Consider the following 20,887-nt stretch of genomic DNA (forward strand, 5'->3'; position numbering starts at 1 on the left):
GAGACTCAATTTCTCATCGACTGATATTTAAAACAAATACCTGCAAGATGCGCGTCAACCACATAATATTGGAGAAAATCCTTAGTCACTTGCTTGTGTGTGAAGGATTTGCTCCAGATGAATCGGGCGTGACTGCCCATGTAATTGTTTGGAATGACCGGATAGGTCGTTCCTCACAAGGCGTCAAAAGGCTGCGAGAGTACATTGATCGTATCCGTCATGGGCTGATTGTTTCACCCGCGAATTTTCAGTACGAACAAACGAGCGCCTGCACGGCCATCCTTCATGGCGGTAATGGCAGTGGGCACTATTTGAGTCATTTTGGCATGGCGCGGGCAGTTGAGATGGCGACTCAACATGGGCTGGGCGCGGTAGGGGTAAACGCCAGTAATCACAATGGGACTGAAGCCTACTATGTCCAGATGGCGGCCGAGGCGAACTGCATTGGCGTCGCCACGACTAATTGCGTGACGAGAGTTGTGCCCCATGGTGGCATTGATCGCCTGTTTGGCACCAACCCGATTGCCTTTGGAGCTCCGCGTCGCAACGGGCGTTCGCTGCTCGTCGATCTCTCCGCTGGGATGAGCAGTGGCTCGAAATTGGCGAATGAGATGGAGCAAGCGGGCAATATTCCGCCGGGTGTTTTGCTGAATGAAAATGGACAATCTCTGCAAAATGCCGATGAAGCCAGACGCGCTCGAATGCTCCCCTTTGGCGGAGCGAAAGGTTCTGCCTTGGCTTTCGTGGTGGAGGTCCTCAGCGCTGTGTTGACCGGAGCGGCGCTTTCTCCTGACCTCAAGTCGATCAAAGACTTCAGCGGTTATTCGAACACCGGACACTTCTTTCTCGCCATGTCCATCGAGCGTTTTGGTTCCCGTGATGCTTTCTATGATCGCATGGAGCTGCTCATGACTTACCTCAAGGAAGGACGAACGGCCGAAGGCTATACTGAGATTCTTTATCCGGGTGAGCAACGCTGGCGAAACCTCGCAGAGTCTGACGAACTTGGCGTTGAGTTAGATGACTCTGCCATCAGCTACCTCCGCCAATTGGCGGATAAGCATGGAGTCGACTTGGGACCACTATTAGAGGGCGGTAGTTCTAAATCGCCGTAACGACCGCGCTGCCGCTCTTCACCGGCTTGGTCAACCGCCGCCGCATTTTCAATAAGCCCACCACTCGCAGTCCTGCGCGCAGAAGAGGCGGGTTGATCTCCAAATCTGCGTCACGACTGTAGGGCTCGCGCTTGCGCGATGCCGCATCCTGCTGGCGGAGAGGCAAGCGCGAGCCCTACATCCAGCATCCTAGAGTCAGCAGACCTTCATTCGAGCGCCAAAGGCGCGGGCTCATCCAAAGGCCAACGGACACTCATTATGCATCACGATTGCCCCAACGGGGCTACGCATCACTAGCCCAGGGTTAAAGCAAACCCGCTTAGCGGGGTGCGCTACCCTGGGTTGCCGGATGCGATCTTTGCCCTTGCCCCAACGGGGCTACGCAAGATGTCGTGTTGCGCAATCCCGTTGGGATAGGCAATAAAACCAATGCGTAAATCCCAGGGTGGGTTTTCAGCCGCTTTGCGGCCTCAAGCCAACCCTGGGCTATTGATGCGTAGCCCTGTTGGGGCAAAATTGACTGAAGGTTGAATGTCCACGAGCCCTACATTCCGCATCCTCGAGAAGGCTCCACGTTTTCAAAGAAAAGCGCCGCGCCCCAGGGCAGGGCGCGGCGGCTTGAGATGGCGTTGAATTGCCTGCGGAATGATGGTCGCCTATGCGGCCTCGGCTTCCGGCGAATCGCCCGTCGTCGCTTCAGCCTCGACGCTGGTGCGACGGGTCAGGCCGCTGGCTCGTTCCGAGCGCGGCACGTAGCCCATGGCCCGATAGAGGGGGCTGTCATCGCCGTAGGCGGGGTTGCCGCAAACACTATTACTGATTAGGCGTAGCGAATCGCGTTCGCCGCGCAACAGGAGGCTGTAGGCTTGTCGATCGCTGGCTAGCTGGAGCTTGCGTTGATCGACTTGGGCCTTGGCGTCCTCGATAGCCTGAAACTTGGCGGTGAATTCCGCCAAAGTCAGGCCACCAAAGGATTCCTCCGGCGCGAGTTGGGTCCACGCGCTCAAGATGGCGCGCATGCGTTCATGGTATTTTTGGTAGCTCATTCGTGGTGTGGTGGGTGGTGGTTAGGCGCGCCCGACCTTCGTGGCCAGACGCCATGGGAATCGCTTCCACACGTAATACAATGAACAAAATGCGCCCAAAATAAAGCAAAAATTTACTAAATTCATTAAAATAGTAAATTATACGCGGAGAATCGGCTCGGTTTACTAGCGGATCGACCTGTTTTTCCCGAAAACCAAGTCGATCCCGCGCCAAACCGAGTCGATCCTGGCCCAAACCGTGTCGATCCCGAGCGAAACCAAGACGTTCCAGCGAAAATCCTGCTCGATCCGCGGCAAAACCCGTTGGTTCTGCTGGCGAAACAGGACGGATCAGGGAAGGACTGGTCGGAACCCATCGCATCGATCCATTGCTGACGAGATGATATTCTGGAAATTAGGAAAATCGATTCTGAAGGGAAGCTTAAGAAGCACCTCGTCGGCATCTGCATTCTGCGCGAACGCGAGGGCCTAGCTTCTCGCTCGAAGTGACTTTACGAATTGGGCTATCAGCTCATTTGGTGGAAATGAGAGATATCAAAAAGCCAATCATCATTAACTTATTCGTGATGTCTAATTCGGAAATGCCCCGCCAGAATTGCTGATTGTCCTTGCTATGAATGGGCATTGAATAATATCTAAAAATCTACTGATTACTAGTTAGCCAATTGAAATGAATTTCGAAATAAAAGATGTTATTACGTTCCTAGGAGGCGGCATCGTTGTTTTCCTCCTCGAACAAGCGATACGGTTCTTCAGAAGAGAGCGTCGCATTCTCGGGTACACGGTTAACACACGAACCCTTGTAGAAAAATCTGATCCCGACCTTAAGCTCGAATACAAAGGTATGGAGGTCGAAAAGGTATATTCCCACGAGGTAAGAATTAAGAACATCGGGAATGCATGCCTAAAAGAAGTTCCAGTGTTCATTATGCCGTCACCGGGAAAATTTTTCTTTGCGAAAATTGAAGCGAAACCAGGAATTCATTGCCCCAAGCTTGAGGGAGAACCTGGATGCGCATTCGAGTTTAACCTCCTAAACCCAAATGATGAAATAAAAGTTGAGTTGGTTGTTTTAGACTCATCCGATTCAAAATTGAAGATCGATGCACGTTCAGAACACCTGAAAGTCAGAGAAATTGCTGATTCCCTATCAGTCACCCAAGTTTTGGAAGTGGCCCTAGAGGGATCTTCGGGAATCAGTTGGACAGCCATAAAGCTAGCCAGCCTTATGATAAAGCGATGAAGGCTAACAATGCATTCGATACAGCACAGCCAAAGCGCTCCGCGAATGGTATTCGCGTATCACTTTTGAGTTGGGCGGAAGAATAAATGGAAAAGACATTTGATACTGTCGACATGAAGGTAGCTGAGGCAGAATTCTTCCTAAGGAAGATGGCTGGCTGCGGCTTCGATTTAGAGGAGTTTCAATTTTATTTCAGCGCCTATCTTTCTGCTTCAAGAACAGTTACATTAGCACTACAACAGTTCAAAGATCTTGATGGCTTTGAAGCATGGTATGCGCCTCACCAAGAGAAGCTAAAGAAGAACCAAACCGCGAAATTCTTCCTGAATACACGTAACTCACATGTTCATGGGGGTGGCTACCCTATCCGAGGTGGAAGTTCTCATGGGCGCACTCACACATTTCACTTTTTTGATTACGATCACAATGATGTTGAACTTGGTGATGACGACGTTCTAGCGAGATCAAGAAGTTTCTTTTTAAGCCTAATCGAAATAGTATATGATTGTTATGTAGAGCTAGGGCCTCAGATTGACCCTCAACAGTTTTATACCAAAGAACACTTTGGAGGATCGATAGATCAAGCTGAAGCGCAGATATATGGATGGATTATGACATCCTTTATTGATGAAGGATTTTCAGAAGATGATCGGTGGAGTGAGTTGCGATCAAGGCTCGATAGTTGTAAAATCAATCATCTCTTCAAAGCATACTTAGGTAAGGTCACGCCACAACCAGTGGAACCGGAGCACTACCAAGATTTTGAACCATCGGATGAGGATCGAGGTTGGGTCCATATTCCTGCCGGGTTCAAAAATATCGAGGAATGGATGGGATTTATCAAACAGGAAAGGTCAGCTCAACAAGGTAGTGGCGGTAATGGCTAAAGCCGCGTCTTACATAAACGTTAGATAAGTATATCGAATGAAAGAGCTCCATGCCAGGGCAGCTATAGAATCTGTTAAACGCTTGCATTAAAAGAATGAGGATTTGATTGTGGTGATTCTCGGCGGATTTATTGCTAAGGGAATTTAGCGCGATGACTACGACGTTGATTTAATCGTCGTGGTAATCGATGGCGATTTTGCCGAACGCTTAGCTGATGATCTCCAAATCTGCGTTCTTAATGTTGCGCGAGCCCTACATTCAAGATCTAGTCGATTCAGCCCTTCAGCTCCCGATACCGAAAGCAATCAGTCGTGTGGTCGTTGACCATGCCGACGGCTTGCATGAAGGCGTAGCAGATCGTGGAGCCGACGAAGTTGAAGCCGCGCTTTTTTAAGTCCTTGCTCAAGGCGTCGGAGATCACGGTCTTCGCGGGGACTTCGGACAGCGAGCTCCAAGTGTTTTGGATCGGTGCTCCATCGACGAAGCGCCACAGGTAGTTGTTGAGGCTGCCGAACTCCTCGATGATCGCCAGTGTGCCGCGGGCATTCTTCACGAGCGACTCCACCTTGAGCCGGTTGCGGATGATGCCCTCGTTCGCGAGGAGCATTTCCAAATCCTTGGGCCCAAATTCCGCGATGCGCGCGTAGTCGAAATCGTGCAGCGCTGCGCGGTAGTGCTCGCGTTTGCGGAGCACGGTTATCCAGCTGAGGCCGGCCTGCGCGCCTTCGAGAATGATGAACTCAAAGAGCTTGCGGTCGTCGTGAACAGGGACGCCCCACTCGCGGTCGTGGTAGTCGACGTAGAGCGGGTCATCGCCGCACCATTCACAACGATGCTGGCTCATAAGTTTTCGGCCAGCGTGGCGGCGTCGGTGGTGGGCGCGAGGCATTGCGTGCCCACGCAGAGCTGGAAGCCGTCGGGCTGCGCGGCATCGTCGGTGGTTTGTAGGAAGACGGGGCGCCACGGGCGGGCGCTGATCGCGGCGCGCAGGGCGTCGAGGTCTTGCGCGCCCTTGATCTTAACCACCGGGATGCCGACCGCGCTGTGCGTAAAGCCGGACAGCGCATGCGCGGCGGCGCTGGGCGCACGCTGGGCAATGCCGGTGTAGGCCGGGCGGAGCGCCTGGAGCTGCGCCTCGTAGTCACCCGCGCCGGTCAGCGCGTAGAGCGCCGCGTAAACCTGCACCATGGCCGAGTTGCCCGCGGGCGTGGCGTTGTCGAACCACGTTTTCTTGCGGGTGACGAGGTCGGTCTGGTCGTCGGCGGTGAAGAAGCAGCCCGGCATGTTCGGGTCGGCAAAGCGTTCCTGGATGGTGTTGACGAGCGCGATGGCGCGGTCGAGGTAAAGCTGCGATGCGCCGGGCTCGATCCAGTCAACTTTGCCACACAAAGTAAGCAAGGCTTCGGCGAACCACGCGTAGTCGTCGAGGCGGCCATCGTAGCGCGCGCCTTCGCCGCTGTAGTAAACGGCCTTGAGGCGCGTGTAGCCGTCGGCGTCTTCGCTGGCGAAGGTTTCCCACAGCCAGTCGGCGACTTCGCGGGCACGCTCGATCCACGTCTTCTCGCCAAAGGTGAAGCCGGCGGTGGTCAGGCCGCGGACGACGAGGCTGTTCCACGAAAGGAGCACCTTTTCGTCGAGTCCGGGCGCGATGCGTTCCTGCCGCGCGGCCAATACTTTGCATCGCAAAGCTTCCAGAGACTGGCGTTTCTCAAAGCTGTCGTAAACGAAGGCGGGGTTCGTCGTGCCGTGTTCGAAGTTGCCCTTCTCGGTGATGTTGTAGGCGTCGCAGAACGTGGCGCCGTCTTCCTCGCCGAGGATGGCTTTAATCTCCTCGGGCTTCCACACGTAGTATTTGCCTTCTTCGCCTTCGCTGTCGGCGTCGAGTGCGGCGCGCCAGGCGCCTTCGGGTGCGCGCATTTCGCGCTCCAGCCAGGCATAGGTTTCTTCGGCAACGGCGCGAAACATCGGGTCGCCGTAGCGCTGCCAGCCCTTGGCGTAAACGTCGAGCAGCAGGCCGTTGTCGTAGAGCATTTTTTCGAAGTGCGGGATCAGCCAGAGCTTGTCCACGCTGTAGCGGGAGAAGCCGCCGCCGACTTGGTCGAACAAGCCGCCGTGGGCCATGCCCTTGAGCGTCATGCGCGCCACTTTGTCGATGCGCTGGGCGAGCTCGGGCTTCGCCTCGCAGGCGGCCGATCCGCGCACGGCGAGCAGGAAGTCGAGCGTCATCGAGGGCGGGAATTTCGGGGCCTCGCCAAAGCCGCCCCACTCGTCGTCGTGCTGGGTGCAGATGCCCTCGGCAGCGGTGATCAGGTGCTGGCCTCCGAGGTCTTCGCCGGTGGCGCCGATGGGCTTGTTGCCCTCGGTCATGTTCTTCAAAATGTTGTCCGCATTCTCCTCCAGCTCGTCGCGATTCTTCTGGTAGTAGTCGGAGATGCGCATGATCAGCTGGGGCCACGGGACGATGCCCTGGCCGCGGTCTTCGGGCGGGAAGTAGGTGCCGCCAAAGAATGGGCGACCGTCCGGCAGGCAAAAGGCGTTGAGCGGCCAGCCGCCGCGCTGGGTTATCATCTGCACGGCCTCCATGTAGATCTGATCCACGTCGGGGTGCTCCTCGCGGTCGACCTTGATGCACACGAAGTGCTGGTTCATCAGGCGTGCGATGGTGGGGTTTTCGAAGCTCTCGTGCGCCATCACGTGGCACCAGTGGCAGGCGCTGTAGCCCACGGAAACGAGCACGGGCTTGCCGAGGCGTTTGGCTTCGGCAAAGGCTTCTTCGCCCCATGGATGCCAGTCGACGGGGTTGTCCGCGTGCTGGCGCAAGTAAAGACTCGGGGATTCGGCTAGGCGATTCGGCATAAAAATTACAGAGCGGATTTTAAATAAAGCAGGAAGCCGACGACGGCCCCCGCCGCTGCGAGGAGCCCGATCACGGCGCACCCGATCGGGATTTGGCGCACGCCTTCCCCGCACCGTCCGCAATAGTCGGCGTCTTTGGGCAAAGGGTTTTCGCATTCTCGACAGACTCTCTTACTCATCGACGGTTAGCTTGGGCGGTGAGCGCGCGGAGACCAGCGTAAAGTTAAGGGCGCGTGGGGCGATTGTGGGGATTGAAAACGCGGCCGTGGGGCGTCTAATGAGTAAATAGGTAGCGCCCGTTATCCTTAACGGGCAGTTTCAACTGAGTGGCAAAGGTAGCGGCCAGCGTCCCCGCTGGCCAAGCGTGGAACAAATAGAAGGAATCGGTCCGCGCCATGCGATATCGCCGCGGGATCGCGTCCCGCTCAACCACAGCATCGGGTTGCATTTTATGGCCAGCGGGGACGCAGGCCGCTACCTCGATAAGATGGATAGGAGGCCAACTGGATAGAACTGCCCGTTAGGGATAACGGGCGCTACCTCTGAGTGATTGAGATATCCCTCACACACACCTTCGGCGGAGTTGCCATTTGCGCAATGTGCAAATCTATCGGTCCAGGCTTCGGCAAGCTCAGCCCAAAACGGGACGCTGGGAAAACTTGCAACGGAGGCTTGAGGCGCGGGCGGGCATCCCCATGATGGATTGCTTGGCCGACTCTATCGACAGTCCACCTGCGCCGCGGATCCGCGTGCTGCCCGACCGCGTGATCAACCAGATCGCTGCGGGCGAGGTCATTGAGCGCCCGGCAGCCGTGGTGAAGGAGCTCGTGGAAAACTCCCTCGACGCCGGCGCGACGCGTGTGGAGGTGGAGTTTCGCCACGGCGGCAAGAGCTACATTCGCATCGAAGACAACGGCAGCGGCATGTCGCCCGACGAGGCGCTGATCTCCCTGGAGCGCCACGCCACGAGCAAGCTGCGCGAGGCCGACGACCTGCTGAAAATTACCAGCCTCGGCTTTCGCGGGGAGGCGATTCCGTCGATCGCCAGCGTGAGCCGCTTCACGATGAAGACGCGCTCGGCGGGCAGCGAGCACGGCACGGAAATCTTTGTCAACGGCGGCAAGTTCATCCACCAGAAGGAGTGTGGTATGCCGCAGGGCACCCGCATCGAGGTGGCGCATTTGTTCAACAGCGTGCCCGCGCGCCGGAAGTTTCTCAAGACGGACAACACCGAGGCCGCGCACATTGTCCACCTCGTGCGTCTGCTGGCGGTCGCGCGACCGGAGACGGCGTTCACGCTGATCGAAGACGGGCGCACGGTGTTTCAATCGCCCGAGTGCCCGACGATGAAGGACCGCGTGGCGGAGATCTGGGGGCGGCAAGTCGCGAACCAGCTGATCGAGCTGCCCGAGTCCAAGGGCAACAGCGGTCTCCGTCTCAAGGGGCTGATCGGCATGCCGGGTGTCGGCCGCACCACGCGCAAGGAAATGATCGCGCTCGTCAACGGGCGCGCCGTCGATAGCCGCACGATCAACTACGCGCTCATCGAGGGCTACCACACGTTCATTCCCAAGGGGCGCTTCCCGCTCGCGTTTCTCTTCCTGCAAATCGACCCCGCCGCGATCGACGTAAACATCCACCCCGCCAAGCGCGAGGTGCGTTTTCGTGACGAGGGCGCCGTGCGCCGCTTCGTGCTGACCAGTGTGCAGGAGCGACTGCGCGAGCTGGCGACCTTCGATCTAAAAAAGAAAGCCGCACCCGAGGAACTGCCCGACGAGGCGGCCCGTGTTGCCGAAGCACAGCTGGAAAAACGCGCTGCGCCGAAGACTCCCGCGCCAGCCGTTACGCCGAAGCCCGCGATCACGCCATCACCGGCAGTGACCCCCAAGCCGTCCAGTGAATCGGCCAACTACCCGCGCACGAATCCCAAGCCGGCTTCGGATGAATTTCGCGCGAAGTATCTTGCCGAGGCGAAGCCTGCTCCAGCGGCATCCGCTGCGAAGTCGGTTAAGCCTGCGCCCGAGGCCAAGACGCGTCCCGCCGAGAAGCCCGCGCCTGTTGAAAAGCAAGCGCACCCGGACATGCTTGAGCCGATGGAGGAGTCACACCTCGCGCCCGCTCCGCGCCGGTTCAACTGGCGTTACCTGGGCCGCTTCAAAGTCGACTTTGCGCTGTTCGAAACCGAGACCGCGCTGACCCTCATTCGCCTGCGCGCCGCACACGAGCGCATTTGGTTCGAGCGCATCGTCGGATACTTTGCAAAGCAAAGTCCGGCGCGCCAGCAGCTGCTGTTTCCGATCCCCTTGGAGTTCGAGCCGCGCGCCTCTGCGGTGATCAATGAAAGCCTGGAGTGGATCGACGCCCACGGCTTCACGCTGGAAGAATTTGGCCGCAACTTTTATCGCCTGGAAGCGCACCCGGACTGGCTCCCCGAAGCGCAAGCCGAGACCTTCCTGCGCGACATCGTGGACCGCCTGCGCGATGGCGAGATCGACCCCAAGCGCGCGCAACTCGCGCACGAAGCCTTGGCGAAAATGGCGGCTACCCGCGCCGTCCGCTACGACGACCAGCTCCCCGACGCCGCTGTCGAAAAGCTAGCCGAGCAGCTACTCGAATGCCAGCAGCCACTCAGCTGCCCCCGCGGCCGCCCAACGATTATCGAGCTTTCCGCGAACGAACTCCGCAAACGCTTCGGCCTCGGCTAAGGCTTGAGAAAGTCAGTCCTGGCAACTGGAAGACGATTCATTTCTGCTGAGTGATTCGCAATCACGATTGGATTAAACCTTGCCAAATTCTATGATTAGGACAAAAGCTGTCCAGAATGTATATGTCAGGTCAGTATAGTTCAGGAAACCTTATGTCCACCTTTGGCTCATGGTTGCGTGGCCTGCGTGAGGAGGCCGGCGTACCGCTCCGTGTCGTTGCGGCGGCGGCGGAGATGGACCAGTCCCTCCTGGGGCACATCGAGCGCGGACATCGCTTGCCTACGGAAGTTCAGGCGGATCGCTTGGCTGTCTATTTCGAGCAAGATCCCAAACACTTTCAAGCCTTGCGGCTGGCGGCAGAGCTCCAAGAACACTGCGCGGACCCCGAAATCCTGCAACTGGCGGGCCAACTGGTGGCCGAACCCTCCAAGGCTTTCCGTGTGAATAAGTCTGTGAAGAGTCGGGGAAAAGCCGTGAGCAAGAAAGAATAAGACAGCATTCACAAATCAACCTTCAGCCCGCACACTACACCGCTTCGCTAAAGCCATGCCCAATCTCCATTTCAAAGGCAAATCCTTCGTCCAGAACCACCATCTGGCCGTGCCTTACCATGAGCTGATCCCCGTCAAGTCCAAGGGCCTCAGCCAGAAAGCCAGCCTGCACGACAACCTGATTGTTGAGGGGGACAACCTCCAAGCCCTCAAGGCGCTGCTGCCCACCTACCACGGCAAGGTGAAGTGTATCTACATCGACCCGCCCTACAACACGGGTAACGAAGGCTGGGCCTACAATGACAATGTCAATTCGCCCATGATGCGCGAATGGTTGGGCAAGGAAGTCGATCGCGAAGACCTAACCCGCCACGACAAGTGGTGCTGCATGATGATGCCCCGCCTCAAGCTCCTGCGCGAGCTCCTCACCGACGACGGCGCCATTTTCATTTCCATCGATGACAACGAAGTCCATCACCTTCGCTGCCTCATGGATGAAGTGTTCGGGGCGGAGAATTTTGTGGCTAATGTAATTTGGCAAAAGAAATATGGTGCTAAGAGCGATTCGAAGTATCTCTCTGAATCTCATGACCATATCATTTGTTACGCGCATAATTTAAATAATTTCACTCTTCGTCGACTGCCGCGAAGTGACGAGCAGAACGCACGATATAAGAACCCAGATAACGACCCAAGAGGACCATGGACTTCTGGTGACCTGCTACGAAATGAAATTAGAGATTACGCAATATACGACATAGTGGGTCCAAGCGGGAAGGTACATCGACCACCGAGAGGAACTAGCTGGAGATTCACAGAAGATAAATTCAATGAATTGCGGAGAGAAAATCGCATTTGGTTCGGAGAGAACGGAGATAATGTGCCCCGCTTAAAACGCTTTCTGTCAGAAGTCAGTCAGGGTGTCCCAGCAACGACGCTATGGAAATTCGATGAAGTCGGTCATAACGACGAAGCTAGAAAGGAAGTTAATCAAGTTTTTCACGATCAAGAGGATTCATTTGGGACCCCGAAACCTACTCGCTTAATCAAACGCATTCTCCAAATCGCAACTGACAAAGACTCGATCATCTTGGACAGCTTTGCGGGCAGCGGCACGACTGCCCACGCAGTCCTCGCGATGAATCAGGAAGACGGCGGCAACCGGCGCTTTGTGCTCGTGGAGTGCGAGGACTACGTGGACACCACCACCGCCGAGCGCGTGCGCCGCGTCATTAAGGGCGTGCCCAACGCCAAGGACGACGCTCTGAAGGCGGGGCTCGGCGGGACCTTCAGCTACTTCAAACTCGGCAAGGCGTTGGAGCTGGATTCCCTGCTCGGCGGCGCGACACTGCCGGACTACAAGACGCTGGCCGGCTACATCTACTTCACCGCCACGGGCGAGGAGTTTGACCCGAGCGCTATTGACCGCAAAACGTGGTTCATCGGCGAGAGCCGTCTGTATGACGTGTTCCTGCTCTACACGGACGACGGCGAGAAGCTAAAGGACCTCGCGCTCGACATGGCTTCCGCTGAAAAACTCCCGAGCATCAGCGGGAAACGGAAGCTCGTGTTTGCGCCGACGAAGTATCTGGACGACTGGTTCCTGGACCGGTTTAAGATCACCTTCCAGCAACTCCCGTATCAAATCTACCAAAAGGTCTCCAAATGAAGCCCAAGGAGTATCAACGGCGCACACTGCTCACCGTCCGGGATTTTCTGGAGGAGCTGGCCGCGATGCGCGCCAAGGCGGAGAAGGCGCGGGAGATCGACCCGGACCTTGGCTTTAACTTTGTGCAGAAGACATGGGAGAAAACGGCGCCGGGCCGCCAATACCTACCGCGAAAGAACGGCATGGGCGATCCGCTGCCGACCTTCTGCCTCAAGGTGCCCACCGGCGGCGGGAAGACCTACCTCGCCGTCAAGACCATCGACCTGATCAATCAGCACTACCGCCAGCGCCAGACGGGGTTTGTGTTGTGGGTGGTGCCCAGCACCCAGATTTACCAGCAGACTTTCGCCGCGCTCAAAGACCGCGACCACCCTTACCGCCGTGCGCTTGATATGGCCTCCGGCGGACACACGTTGATTCTGGAAAAGACCAGTGGCTTCTCGCCGGCGTATGTTGCGGAAAACCTGTGCGTGCTGATGCTGATGTTGCCATCGGCCAATCGGCAGACCAAGGACCAACTGCGCATGTTCCGCGACAGTGGGGGCTTTGATCGCTTTTTCCCAGACGACAGTGACTCAGCGGGACACCAAAAGCTGATTGCGCGCATCCCGAACCTCGACCGCTTTGATGGCGAGTTCGCCCTCGGCGGTGGACAGGTCAAGACATCGCTGGGCAACACGCTGCGGTTGCTCAGCCCGGTGATCATCCTCGACGAAGGGCACAAGGCCTACAGCCAAAACGCCAAGGCGACGCTGGAGGGCTTTAACCCATCGATCATTGTCGAGTTGTCCGCTACGCCGCCGAAAGACGCGAATGTGCTTGTCGACATTTTGGGCAAGGAGCTGAACGACGAGGAGATGATCAAGCTGGACCTCCATGTTTACAGCGGCTCCAGCACCAAGTGGAACGACTGTCTGCTGGCCTCCATCGAGCACCGCGAAAAGCTGGAAGAGCAGGCGCGCGCTTACGAGGCCCAGAGCGGAAATTACATCCGCCCGATTTGCCTGATTCAGGTTGAGCGCACCGGCAAAGACCAGCGAAAGCCGGGCTTAGTCCACGCCGATGATGTGCGTGACTACCTGTTGACCTATCCGGGCATTACCGCCGAACAAATTGCGATCAAGAGCAGCCAGAAGGATGAACTGAAGGAGGTCGACGAGGTCGGCGGGCTGATGTCACCCGATTGTCCGATCCGCTACATCATTACCAAGCAGGCCTTGCAGGAAGGCTGGGACTGTTCCTTTGCTTATGTGCTGACGGTGCTCACTAATCCAAGCTCCAAAACCGCGCTGACTCAATTGGTTGGCCGCGTGTTGCGTCAGCCGCAGGCCCGCAAGACTGGTAATCACTGGCTGGACGAGAGCTATGTGTTCTGCTTTCAGCGGAAAGGCCGCGATGTGCTCAACGAAATTCGTAAGGGTTTTGGCGCCGAAGGCTTGGGCGATCTGCAGGGCCGCGTCATCACTGGCGACGATGTGCAGGGAAGCAGTGATGTGATCGTCACCGATGAGCCACGCAGTCAATTCAGGCACGCCGCTAAAAATCTCGTGATGCCAGCCTTCATGATCAAGGACGGTAAGGAGTGGCGGCTGGTTCAGTACGAAGCCGATATCCTGTCGCGCATCCCTTGGGGAACTTTGGATATTTCGCCGGTATTGGAACTGAAGCTAACGGAGGTTAAAGACGCAGGCGTCGAGATTCGCACGAACCTTGAAGAGCGTATCTTTGACGAAAGCCCGGAGTTCACGGGGCGCGAGTTGGAGTATCAGAGCGAACGTCACCTCGACCTTGCTTTTGCCGCAAGCCATTTGCTGGATGTCGTGCCCAACCCATGGCGCGGCTCGGAGTATGTCATGCGGGCCTTTGACCATTTCCGTCAGCAGTACAGCGACAAGGTCGTGTTTGGGAATCTGGTCTTCATTTTGGAGGAACTTCGCAAGCAACTCGAAGTGGAGCGGGATCGCTTGGCGCGCCAAGTCTTTGAGGGGCTTCTTGCCAAGGGCACGATGCGGTTCATGGTGGTAGCGGACGATTTACACTTTAATCGATTGCCCAAGAAGATTGAGTATCCAAAGAAGGAGAAGCGGGCCACGCGGGAAGACGGTCGCCCATTCCAAATGAGCCTCTTTGAACATGTGCCGGAAGATGGGCTCAACTCGCTAGAAAATTCCGTGGCGACCTATTTGGACACGCAGGAGATGCTATTCTTCTGGTTCCGCAATGTAGCGCGCCAGAATTACTATGTTCAAGGTTGGAAGCGTAGCAGGATTTTCTCAGACTTTATCATGACCGCGTCACCGGAAAATCCGCCCAAGGATGATCCGTTTAACCGCGTTTTTGTAGTCGAAACCAAGGGATTGCATCTCAAACGAAACGCGGACACTGAATACAAGCGCGATGTCTTTTCCCTCTGTAATAAGCATGCAACCAAGGCAGATTGGAATTCACTGGTCCCAGCGATGAAGTCCAAGGTGATTCGTTTTGAAGTAGTGGATCAAGACGAGTGGCAGGCGCGGTTGAATGAAATATTGTCAGAAGCTACGGGTTGATCGGTTGAGATGACTATCATGAATTAGGTGATTATCGGGTTGGCTATCCATGCTTTTTAACACATCCAGGTTGTATGCCCGACAAGCCATTTTACGAAATACCCTCCGAGGCTTATTTATTCCTCAAGCCGCGTGAGGATGGCTCCTTTCCGCCCGAGGAGGAAGTCCGCCAGTGGGCGGCGCATGAGCTGATGCGCGTTTACGGTTATCGCGTCAACATGATGACGTTTGAGCATCCGGTGAAAGTTGGTTCGGTCACCAAGCGCATTGATATTCTCATCACACGTGATGAAGTGCCGTTCATTGTGGTTGAGTGCAAACGTCGTAATTTGAAGGGTAAGGGCGTTGGCAAATCAGGAAAGCGAAAGAGCTTGGAGCAGGCCATCAGTTATGCGGACGCGCAGACGATTAAGGCAGAGTTTGCTGTCTTCACCGATGGTGATGCCTGGAAAGTGCGTCGAAAGATCGGTCATGGTTGGGTGGGCGTCATTGATATCCCCAAGCTGGTGGCGTATGAGGAGCCCAGAGAGATGGATCTCTTGTTTGATACATGTGAAAAGCCGGCAGCGCTCATTCATCGACTTTTTGACAAAGTAGAGGGGCGAGAGGCGAGGGTTTACTTCTGGGTGATGCAAGCGTTCTTCGGAGGCACGAACCTGTTGACTCAACACGGAAACGAGCAACTAAATTGGATGTTGGATAACCTGCTACGAAGCATTGTGCATCATCAGCACGAGATTGGCTATGTTCATGATAAGTTTGTCTACGCCTACAGTGAGCTTTTCAAATATGGAAGTCAGATTGGCGCAAATTGGATTCACTATCCTCCGCTTGGCAATGAGCACCCATTTCGCCATGCAGCGACTTATCAATCTGACATCGCCCGGTTTCTTCGAGCTAGCCGTAATCTAGATAGCGGCGATCGTTATCAACTTGAATTGATTGCGTCCCTATTGGGCTACTGTCGGAATCTTGAGAAACCTATGACGAAGGGCTTCCCGCCGATAACGGAAAAGATTTTTCAGGCACTGCGCGATCTGCTGAATTTCTATTTCGTGATGGAATTCAATCGCTCATTCCCAGAGCCCAATGACGAGCTAGGGATGAATGACTTTAAGGGTAGCGGTTACTACGCTTGGTGCAAGGCATTTGAAGATTACGATCGTGATTGATCTTAGTAATGCACTTATCATTTCAATCGTGACTTAGCGATCTCATTGCTTCTACCTAGAGAACGAAATCAATGCACTCGAGTGGTCTTCACGCAGATAAGTTGGAGGCAGTTGATAGTGTATATGACATTATGCATGACGCCAGGCGGAGGTGGCGCAGCACTCCGGGGCGCCAGGATACAGCATAGCAATGGGGCACGGCGCACTGCTGTACGGCGGCGGCTTGCAGTAGTGGTTTTTGGGGGCTGGGGGGGATTTGGAGGCGAGGCGGGATGATGGGCCTCTGGGCTTGGAACGGCATAAAAAAGCGCCCACGCCGGGATGGCGGAGGCGCTGTGGGGCGGCGAGTGAATCGCCGGTTGAGGGAGGTTTAGGTTGGATTCTGCCGCGGCGTAAAGGCGCGACATGGGTGGGATTGGTGGGGGCGTTTGAAGTAGCACGGGCGTCTCGCCTGTGTGCCGATTTCCAACTCACTGAAACGCACAGGCGGGACGCCTATGCTACTGGCGGCGGCGATGGTGTGTTGTTTTCTGTGGAAATAAAAGAAAAGCGCCGTCCTGGTGGACGGCGCTTTGTGGTGCAAAGTTACTTTCTGATGCAGAGCGTAGTGGGCTAGGGAGGCTTTTCAAATAAAAGCAGTTGATAGCGCTTATTCGGGCGTAATCTCATTCACTTCGAGTTCCAGGAAGACCGTGTCCTCGGATACGTCGAAGGTGAGGGTGCGGGATTCGTAGAGTTCATCAATTGTTTCGACGGTGTCAGTCGTGGGGACGAGGGTAGAACCGACGGCGCCGATGTCTTGCCACGTCATCAGGTCGAAGCTGCCCCGCAACGTGTAGGCGATTTCCGTGATGTCGATCAGGCGCACATAGCGGTAGGTGATGTCGCCAGAGCTATCCATCTCGAAGGTGGGGAGGTCGGCGGCGTCGACGACGGCGTTGCTCGGGTCACCGAGGCCGAAGGCGAAGTAGAGGAAATTCTCAATGCCGTTGTTGGACCAGTCGGCGTAATCGTCGGAGCCGTCGGCAGCGAGACCGTATTCCTGGCGGAAGCCCGCAAGGTCCTCCGTAAGCGCCACTTGTAGCAAGAGCCGGTCGTCTTGAACATCGACTGACCACTCCAGGCCTGGATCGAGGCTGGGCAACGTTAGCGTGTAGGTGTTATCGATCAACGAGTCGTAGTAGAGCACGCGAAAAGTTTCGCCCCCGCTGGGCTTGTAGTCGTTTATGAATTGAATTTCGATATCGCCATCAAGCGTCGCGGCGCCGTTGATCCGCAATATGTCGTATTCGCTGCCTGCAGTTTCGCCGCCAATTTCCAAGATCAGTTTGCCATTGTAGTTCTGCGTGTAGTCACCAGTCACGGTCACATCGGCAACCGGCACGCCGGGGCTGAATGTTCCCGACACGTTGCTCAAATCGCCATCGAATCCACCCGCCAAGAGCGTGGTTCCATTTTTCATTTCAAAGACATCATCATTGCCGACATAGATCACGTCGCTGATGGAGGCCGTAGCGGAGTTTGCGAGGGTAAACGTATTTACGCCCGCGCCATCGAGGGCGAGCGACCCTGTGAGCTTCAGCTCGCTGCCGCTACCGGTGACGGTCGCGCTGGCGTTATTGCGGATCTCGAGCGAGGTCCCCGTTAAAGAAGCGCCCAAGGAAAGTTGGAGCAGAGATCCTGCCGAGTCGGCGTTTGTCCCGATCAGCAGGCTGCTGGCAAATGTGGCGTTCGAGCCGCTGCCGTAGAGGTTGAACTCGGCGTAGCCATCGAGACCAATTTTCGCCACTCCGTTTGTCGTGTCTAAATAGCTCAACGTTCCGCCATCGTAAACTTCCAGGTATCCAGTGGAGTCGGTTTCCAAGCCTACCCTCAGCAGTGAGCTTCCGGAATTCTCAATGGTCAACACACTGCCGGCGCCAGACACCGAAGCATAGCCCTCCCCGTGCTCGCCAATGGCCAACTGTCGCACCGTGATGTCTGAACCACCTTTTACGTAAAGTGTGCCATCGGCTTTCTCATGATCCGAGGCGAGCCAAAAGCCCGGCAGCCCGTCCAAATCGGTGGTGTTGTCAAACGAGATCAAGCCGAGACTGTCCTCTTCCCGACCAATGGTGATATTGGATGAGGCGTCGATGACGGAACCATTGGTGAAATACATATAGCCTTCGGCGCCGGTTCCCAAGAAGCAGTCGTCCAACAACGTGAGTGTCGACGCATCCACGGTAAAAGTGACCTCGGCGCCGTTCTCTCCGAGATAGGAAGCGCCCTCTACATAGAGAGTGCTGCCGGACTGCATGTCGAACTCGACATCACCATGGCCATTACCGACATAGAAATCACCGGCAATGTTCAGGGCTCCCCCAGTGAGTAAGTTGAGCTTGGCGACGCCATCGGTCAGGCCGACCTCAAAGTTGTCGCCATCGGCATGCCAGATTGCGCTATTCTCAATGTTTACTTGCGCATTGCCATCCTCACCGATGTGGACGTCGTTAAAAGTATAGAGCTCGGCGTCTTCGCCGGTGAGCGCCAGGTTGCCGATGTTGCCATCTGAATGGCCCACATAGAGCTCGGCATCGAGGATCACCAGAGCGTCTTCGATATCCACTTCGCCATGGGAATCCGTCTCTGCGGAGATGAGCATGTAGCTCTCCGGTAAGGTGGTGTAGTCCGCATCGTCTCCCACGATCACACGGCTCTCGCCATCAAGGTCGAGCCAACTGTTGGCGCCGAGGTAGAGCGCCTCCGTGATCGTGGCCAAGCTGCCGCCGCCACTGCCGCTGCGAATAAAGAGCGACGTGCCGGCGTCGGTTACATTACTGAGCTCCATGCGGCCTCCCACGCTGAGTGAGCTTGCATCCTGAATCAGGATGGTGGATGAGCCATTGGCGTTGGCGTAGAAATCGCTCGTGGTCGAGAGGTCGCTTCGGACAACGGTGATGTCGCCATTGGCGCGTCCGGAGTCGCCCAGGTAGGAGTCGCCGCCCGCCGCGAATGTCGCATCTTCCAGATACATTTCGCCATAGCCGCCATCCAGGCCTACAGAAAAGCCGTTGGTTAGCGTCAACGACTGCTCGGGCTCCATGGCCAGGTAGCCGCTTGCGTCGTCGCCAATCCTGACGCCCAGAATCGAGCCGTTAGCGGCCTCCCACGAGCCATCACCCCCGGAGCCTGCGCCCAGCAAGACCATCCCCGCAGTCACGGTGCTGGTGTCAGATTGATCGAGCAAGCCCGTGCCGCCGTTTGCGCCGATGGTCAGGTCGTCATTCGTATCGAGCATTGTCAGCGAGGCGTTATTGCCCAGCGCAACCCGGCCATACAAGCCGGAGACGCCGCCGATGTTCAGTCCGCCATTTACGCTGAAACTGGCGCTTGCCTCGACATTGATCGCAGTCGACTCATCCGAGCTGATCACATACAGCGTGTTGCTGCTGCTCGCGGTGCGGCTTGCCGCCATATCGCCAACTGTCGCAAAGTGCTGGCCATTGTGTAAGTCGATCTTGCCTGAGCCTCCGCCGTTGGCGTCATCGCCCACATTGAGCGAATCGATCACGAGCGTATTCGCCGTGAGGTCGCCGTAGAGCCCGATCTCACCCGAGCCGCCTTCTGCGCCCATATAAACCCTTTCGGTAGTGAAGACCGTGCCGTCATTCAGGTAGAGCGCGCCGCCGTATGCATCGCCCAGGGTTAAGTCGTAGGCTGTGTGGGCAATGGAAGCGCCAGAGTAGGATATGGCCAACGCTCCGCTGCTGGTCTTGGAATCAATTGTCCAATCAGTGACATTTTCGATGTCCCAACTGCCGTTGACCCTAACCGTGCCATAGCCCTGTATGGAGCCGCCGCCGGTGGCAAGGGTGTAGATGTCCGTTGCTTCAATGGTTCCACCCTGCGGCATCAGCGTCCCACTTGGCCACACCAGGATGTCGTTGGCGATCTCAACTGAGCTATCACTGTAAACTTGTAATACCCCCGTGCCTCCTGCTGCCGAAGTGTTGCCTCCCAGGGTCAGGTTGTCCGCCTCCAATAATGCGTCACCGTTGCGCACTATAACCAGGCCGGTAGAGCCACTGTTGCGCCCGACGATCAAGGTGTTCGTCGCGCTGAAGTAACCTCCATTCTCAACGGTCAATTCACCATAGCCCGACAGACCCACAATAGTATTCCAGCCCGAGGTTCCAGCATACATATATCCGCCGTCCACGGTTACATAGCCATCTGCGGTGCTATAGTAGCCCAAGCGCAAGTATTCGTCTACGTCGACGTTGGCTTCGTCGCTCACCGTCAACTCCCCGTACCCGCGAAGGCCGACACTCAGGTTCGTTCCGACTTCGAGTTCGGCTTCGCTGGTTGTAACCGTGACTATGCCCGACGACTCGGCGTCTGACCCCAGCGTGATGTATTCCGAGGTGTATACGCCGCCGCCCGTGATGTCCAACTGGCCCTCTGCTGAGTCAAGCCCAATCACGATGTGAGCCGCGTCCCAGGAGCTATCATTTTGCACCGTGATGGTGGCGTCTGCGCTTTTTGCGTAGCCAATTTGGGCAACGTTGACCGTGCGAAAGTAGGCATTGGAAGAAAATTTGTCCAGCGCCAGAGAGTAGATCCCGTTACTGCCGCCGAAGTAAAAATTCTTCGCGTAAGCGGCATAGCCGTAGCTGATGCCAACGGTCTGTGTGGGGACAACGTTGAAATAGACATCGTCCTCCACCGTGGGAATCGAACTTGAGCTCCAATTAGTGCCTGATGACCAATTGCCGTTGCCGGAACCATCAGTCCAGTATACGGTGGCTCCGCTGAGCGAAAGCGAAGCGCTCACAAGCGTAAAGCCAATTAAGGGCAATTGGGATTGTCGGGAAATGCCGTTCAATAGCTGAAACATCACGGCATCTTACATTTATAGTATGAAAGGATGCTTAATGCATCCGCCTGGCGCCTCAATTGAAGGAGTTTTTACATTGATGGGCCGTTCCGATGCTCGATGTATGGGGCCATGTCGCGGCGTCACAGGGTTGTCCCAATGTGCGTAGTTTTCTGCGTTGGTTAAAACGTGGCAAGCGCAGCCCAGAGCATGAGGTTCTCTCAGAAAACCGGGAATAAAGTTCATATCGAACGCTCTTGTCCTAATGCGGATAATCCTTTTGGCTTATTGGTCC

14 protein-coding genes are annotated in these 20,887 nt (G+C 56.1%); 8 read left to right on the top strand and 6 right to left on the bottom strand.

Annotated features, from left to right (window positions below):
* The first annotated feature begins 47 nt into the window (after positions 1-47).
* A complete protein-coding gene (locus tag RBB63_RS12340) occupies positions 48-1,115 on the top strand; it encodes an Ldh family oxidoreductase (RefSeq protein ID WP_309384640.1) in 1,068 nt (355 codons plus the stop codon).
* On the opposite strand, the gene RBB63_RS12345 is transcribed toward RBB63_RS12340, so the two are convergent.
* Together RBB63_RS12345 and RBB63_RS12350 are read right to left on the bottom strand one after the other, a co-directional pair.
* The gene (locus tag RBB63_RS12345) at positions 1,102-1,281 is read right to left on the bottom strand and encodes a hypothetical protein (RefSeq protein WP_309384642.1); all 180 of its coding nucleotides are present in this window, start codon (positions 1,279-1,281) and stop codon (positions 1,102-1,104) included. The genes RBB63_RS12340 and RBB63_RS12345 overlap by 14 nt on opposite strands.
* A 490-nt stretch (positions 1,282-1,771) precedes the next feature.
* The gene (locus RBB63_RS12350; protein WP_309384644.1) at positions 1,772-2,161 is read right to left on the bottom strand and encodes a hypothetical protein; all 390 of its coding nucleotides are present in this window, start codon (positions 2,159-2,161) and stop codon (positions 1,772-1,774) included.
* 670 nt (positions 2,162-2,831) lie between these two features.
* Between RBB63_RS12350 and RBB63_RS12355 the strand changes: the two genes are divergently transcribed.
* Positions 2,832-3,404, top strand: a complete 573-nt coding sequence (locus tag RBB63_RS12355; RefSeq protein ID WP_309384646.1) for a hypothetical protein — start codon at positions 2,832-2,834, stop codon at positions 3,402-3,404.
* A gap of 86 nt (positions 3,405-3,490) precedes the next feature.
* Positions 3,491-4,291, top strand: a complete 801-nt coding sequence (locus tag RBB63_RS12360; RefSeq protein ID WP_309384648.1) for a hypothetical protein — start codon at positions 3,491-3,493, stop codon at positions 4,289-4,291.
* Between the two features lie 275 nt (positions 4,292-4,566).
* Here the strand turns inward: RBB63_RS12360 and RBB63_RS12365 are convergent, their stop codons facing one another.
* The 3 genes from RBB63_RS12365 to RBB63_RS12375 are packed head-to-tail and all read right to left on the bottom strand — an operon-like array spanning position 4,567 to position 7,327.
* Positions 4,567-5,136 carry a DNA-3-methyladenine glycosylase I gene (locus RBB63_RS12365; protein WP_309384651.1) on the bottom strand — a complete coding sequence of 190 codons (570 nt, stop codon included), beginning with the start codon at positions 5,134-5,136 and terminating at the stop codon, positions 4,567-4,569.
* Positions 5,133-7,148, bottom strand: a complete 2,016-nt coding sequence (locus tag RBB63_RS12370) for a thioredoxin domain-containing protein (protein WP_309384653.1) — start codon at positions 7,146-7,148, stop codon at positions 5,133-5,135. Before RBB63_RS12370 ends, RBB63_RS12365 begins: the two co-directional genes overlap by 4 nt.
* A gap of 5 nt (positions 7,149-7,153) precedes the next feature.
* Complete coding sequence (locus tag RBB63_RS12375) at positions 7,154-7,327, bottom strand: hypothetical protein (protein WP_309384655.1); 174 nt, start codon at positions 7,325-7,327, stop codon at positions 7,154-7,156.
* Positions 7,328-7,855: 528 nt separating this feature from the next.
* Between RBB63_RS12375 and mutL the strand changes: the two genes are divergently transcribed.
* From mutL to RBB63_RS12400, 5 genes are all read left to right on the top strand, one after another.
* Positions 7,856-9,853 (top strand): DNA mismatch repair endonuclease MutL, encoded by a 1,998-nt coding sequence (gene mutL, locus RBB63_RS12380; protein ID WP_309384657.1) that lies wholly within the window; start codon positions 7,856-7,858, stop codon positions 9,851-9,853.
* A 152-nt stretch (positions 9,854-10,005) separates the two neighbouring features.
* On the top strand, positions 10,006-10,344 hold the full coding sequence (locus RBB63_RS12385; RefSeq protein ID WP_309384659.1) for a helix-turn-helix domain-containing protein: 339 nt from the start codon (positions 10,006-10,008) through the stop codon (positions 10,342-10,344).
* Positions 10,345-10,399: 55 nt separating this feature from the next.
* Positions 10,400-12,013: a site-specific DNA-methyltransferase gene (locus RBB63_RS12390; protein WP_309384661.1), complete on the top strand. Its 1,614-nt coding sequence runs from the start codon at positions 10,400-10,402 to the stop codon at positions 12,011-12,013.
* Positions 12,010-14,562, top strand: a complete 2,553-nt coding sequence (locus RBB63_RS12395; RefSeq protein ID WP_309384663.1) for a DEAD/DEAH box helicase — start codon at positions 12,010-12,012, stop codon at positions 14,560-14,562. Before RBB63_RS12390 ends, RBB63_RS12395 begins: the two co-directional genes overlap by 4 nt.
* 74 nt (positions 14,563-14,636) lie before the next feature.
* A complete protein-coding gene (locus RBB63_RS12400; RefSeq protein WP_309384665.1) occupies positions 14,637-15,734 on the top strand; it encodes a type I restriction enzyme HsdR N-terminal domain-containing protein in 1,098 nt (365 codons plus the stop codon).
* Positions 15,735-16,383: 649 nt separating this feature from the next.
* Here RBB63_RS12400 and RBB63_RS12405 read toward each other — a convergent pair.
* Positions 16,384-20,613 carry a beta strand repeat-containing protein gene (locus RBB63_RS12405; protein WP_309384667.1) on the bottom strand — a complete coding sequence of 1,410 codons (4,230 nt, stop codon included), beginning with the start codon at positions 20,611-20,613 and terminating at the stop codon, positions 16,384-16,386.
* Positions 20,614-20,887 lie beyond the last annotated feature (274 nt).

Origin of the sequence: Cerasicoccus frondis, from assembly GCA_031296915.1 — a bacterium.
Classification (GTDB): Bacteria; Verrucomicrobiota; Verrucomicrobiia; order Opitutales; family Cerasicoccaceae; genus Cerasicoccus; species Cerasicoccus frondis.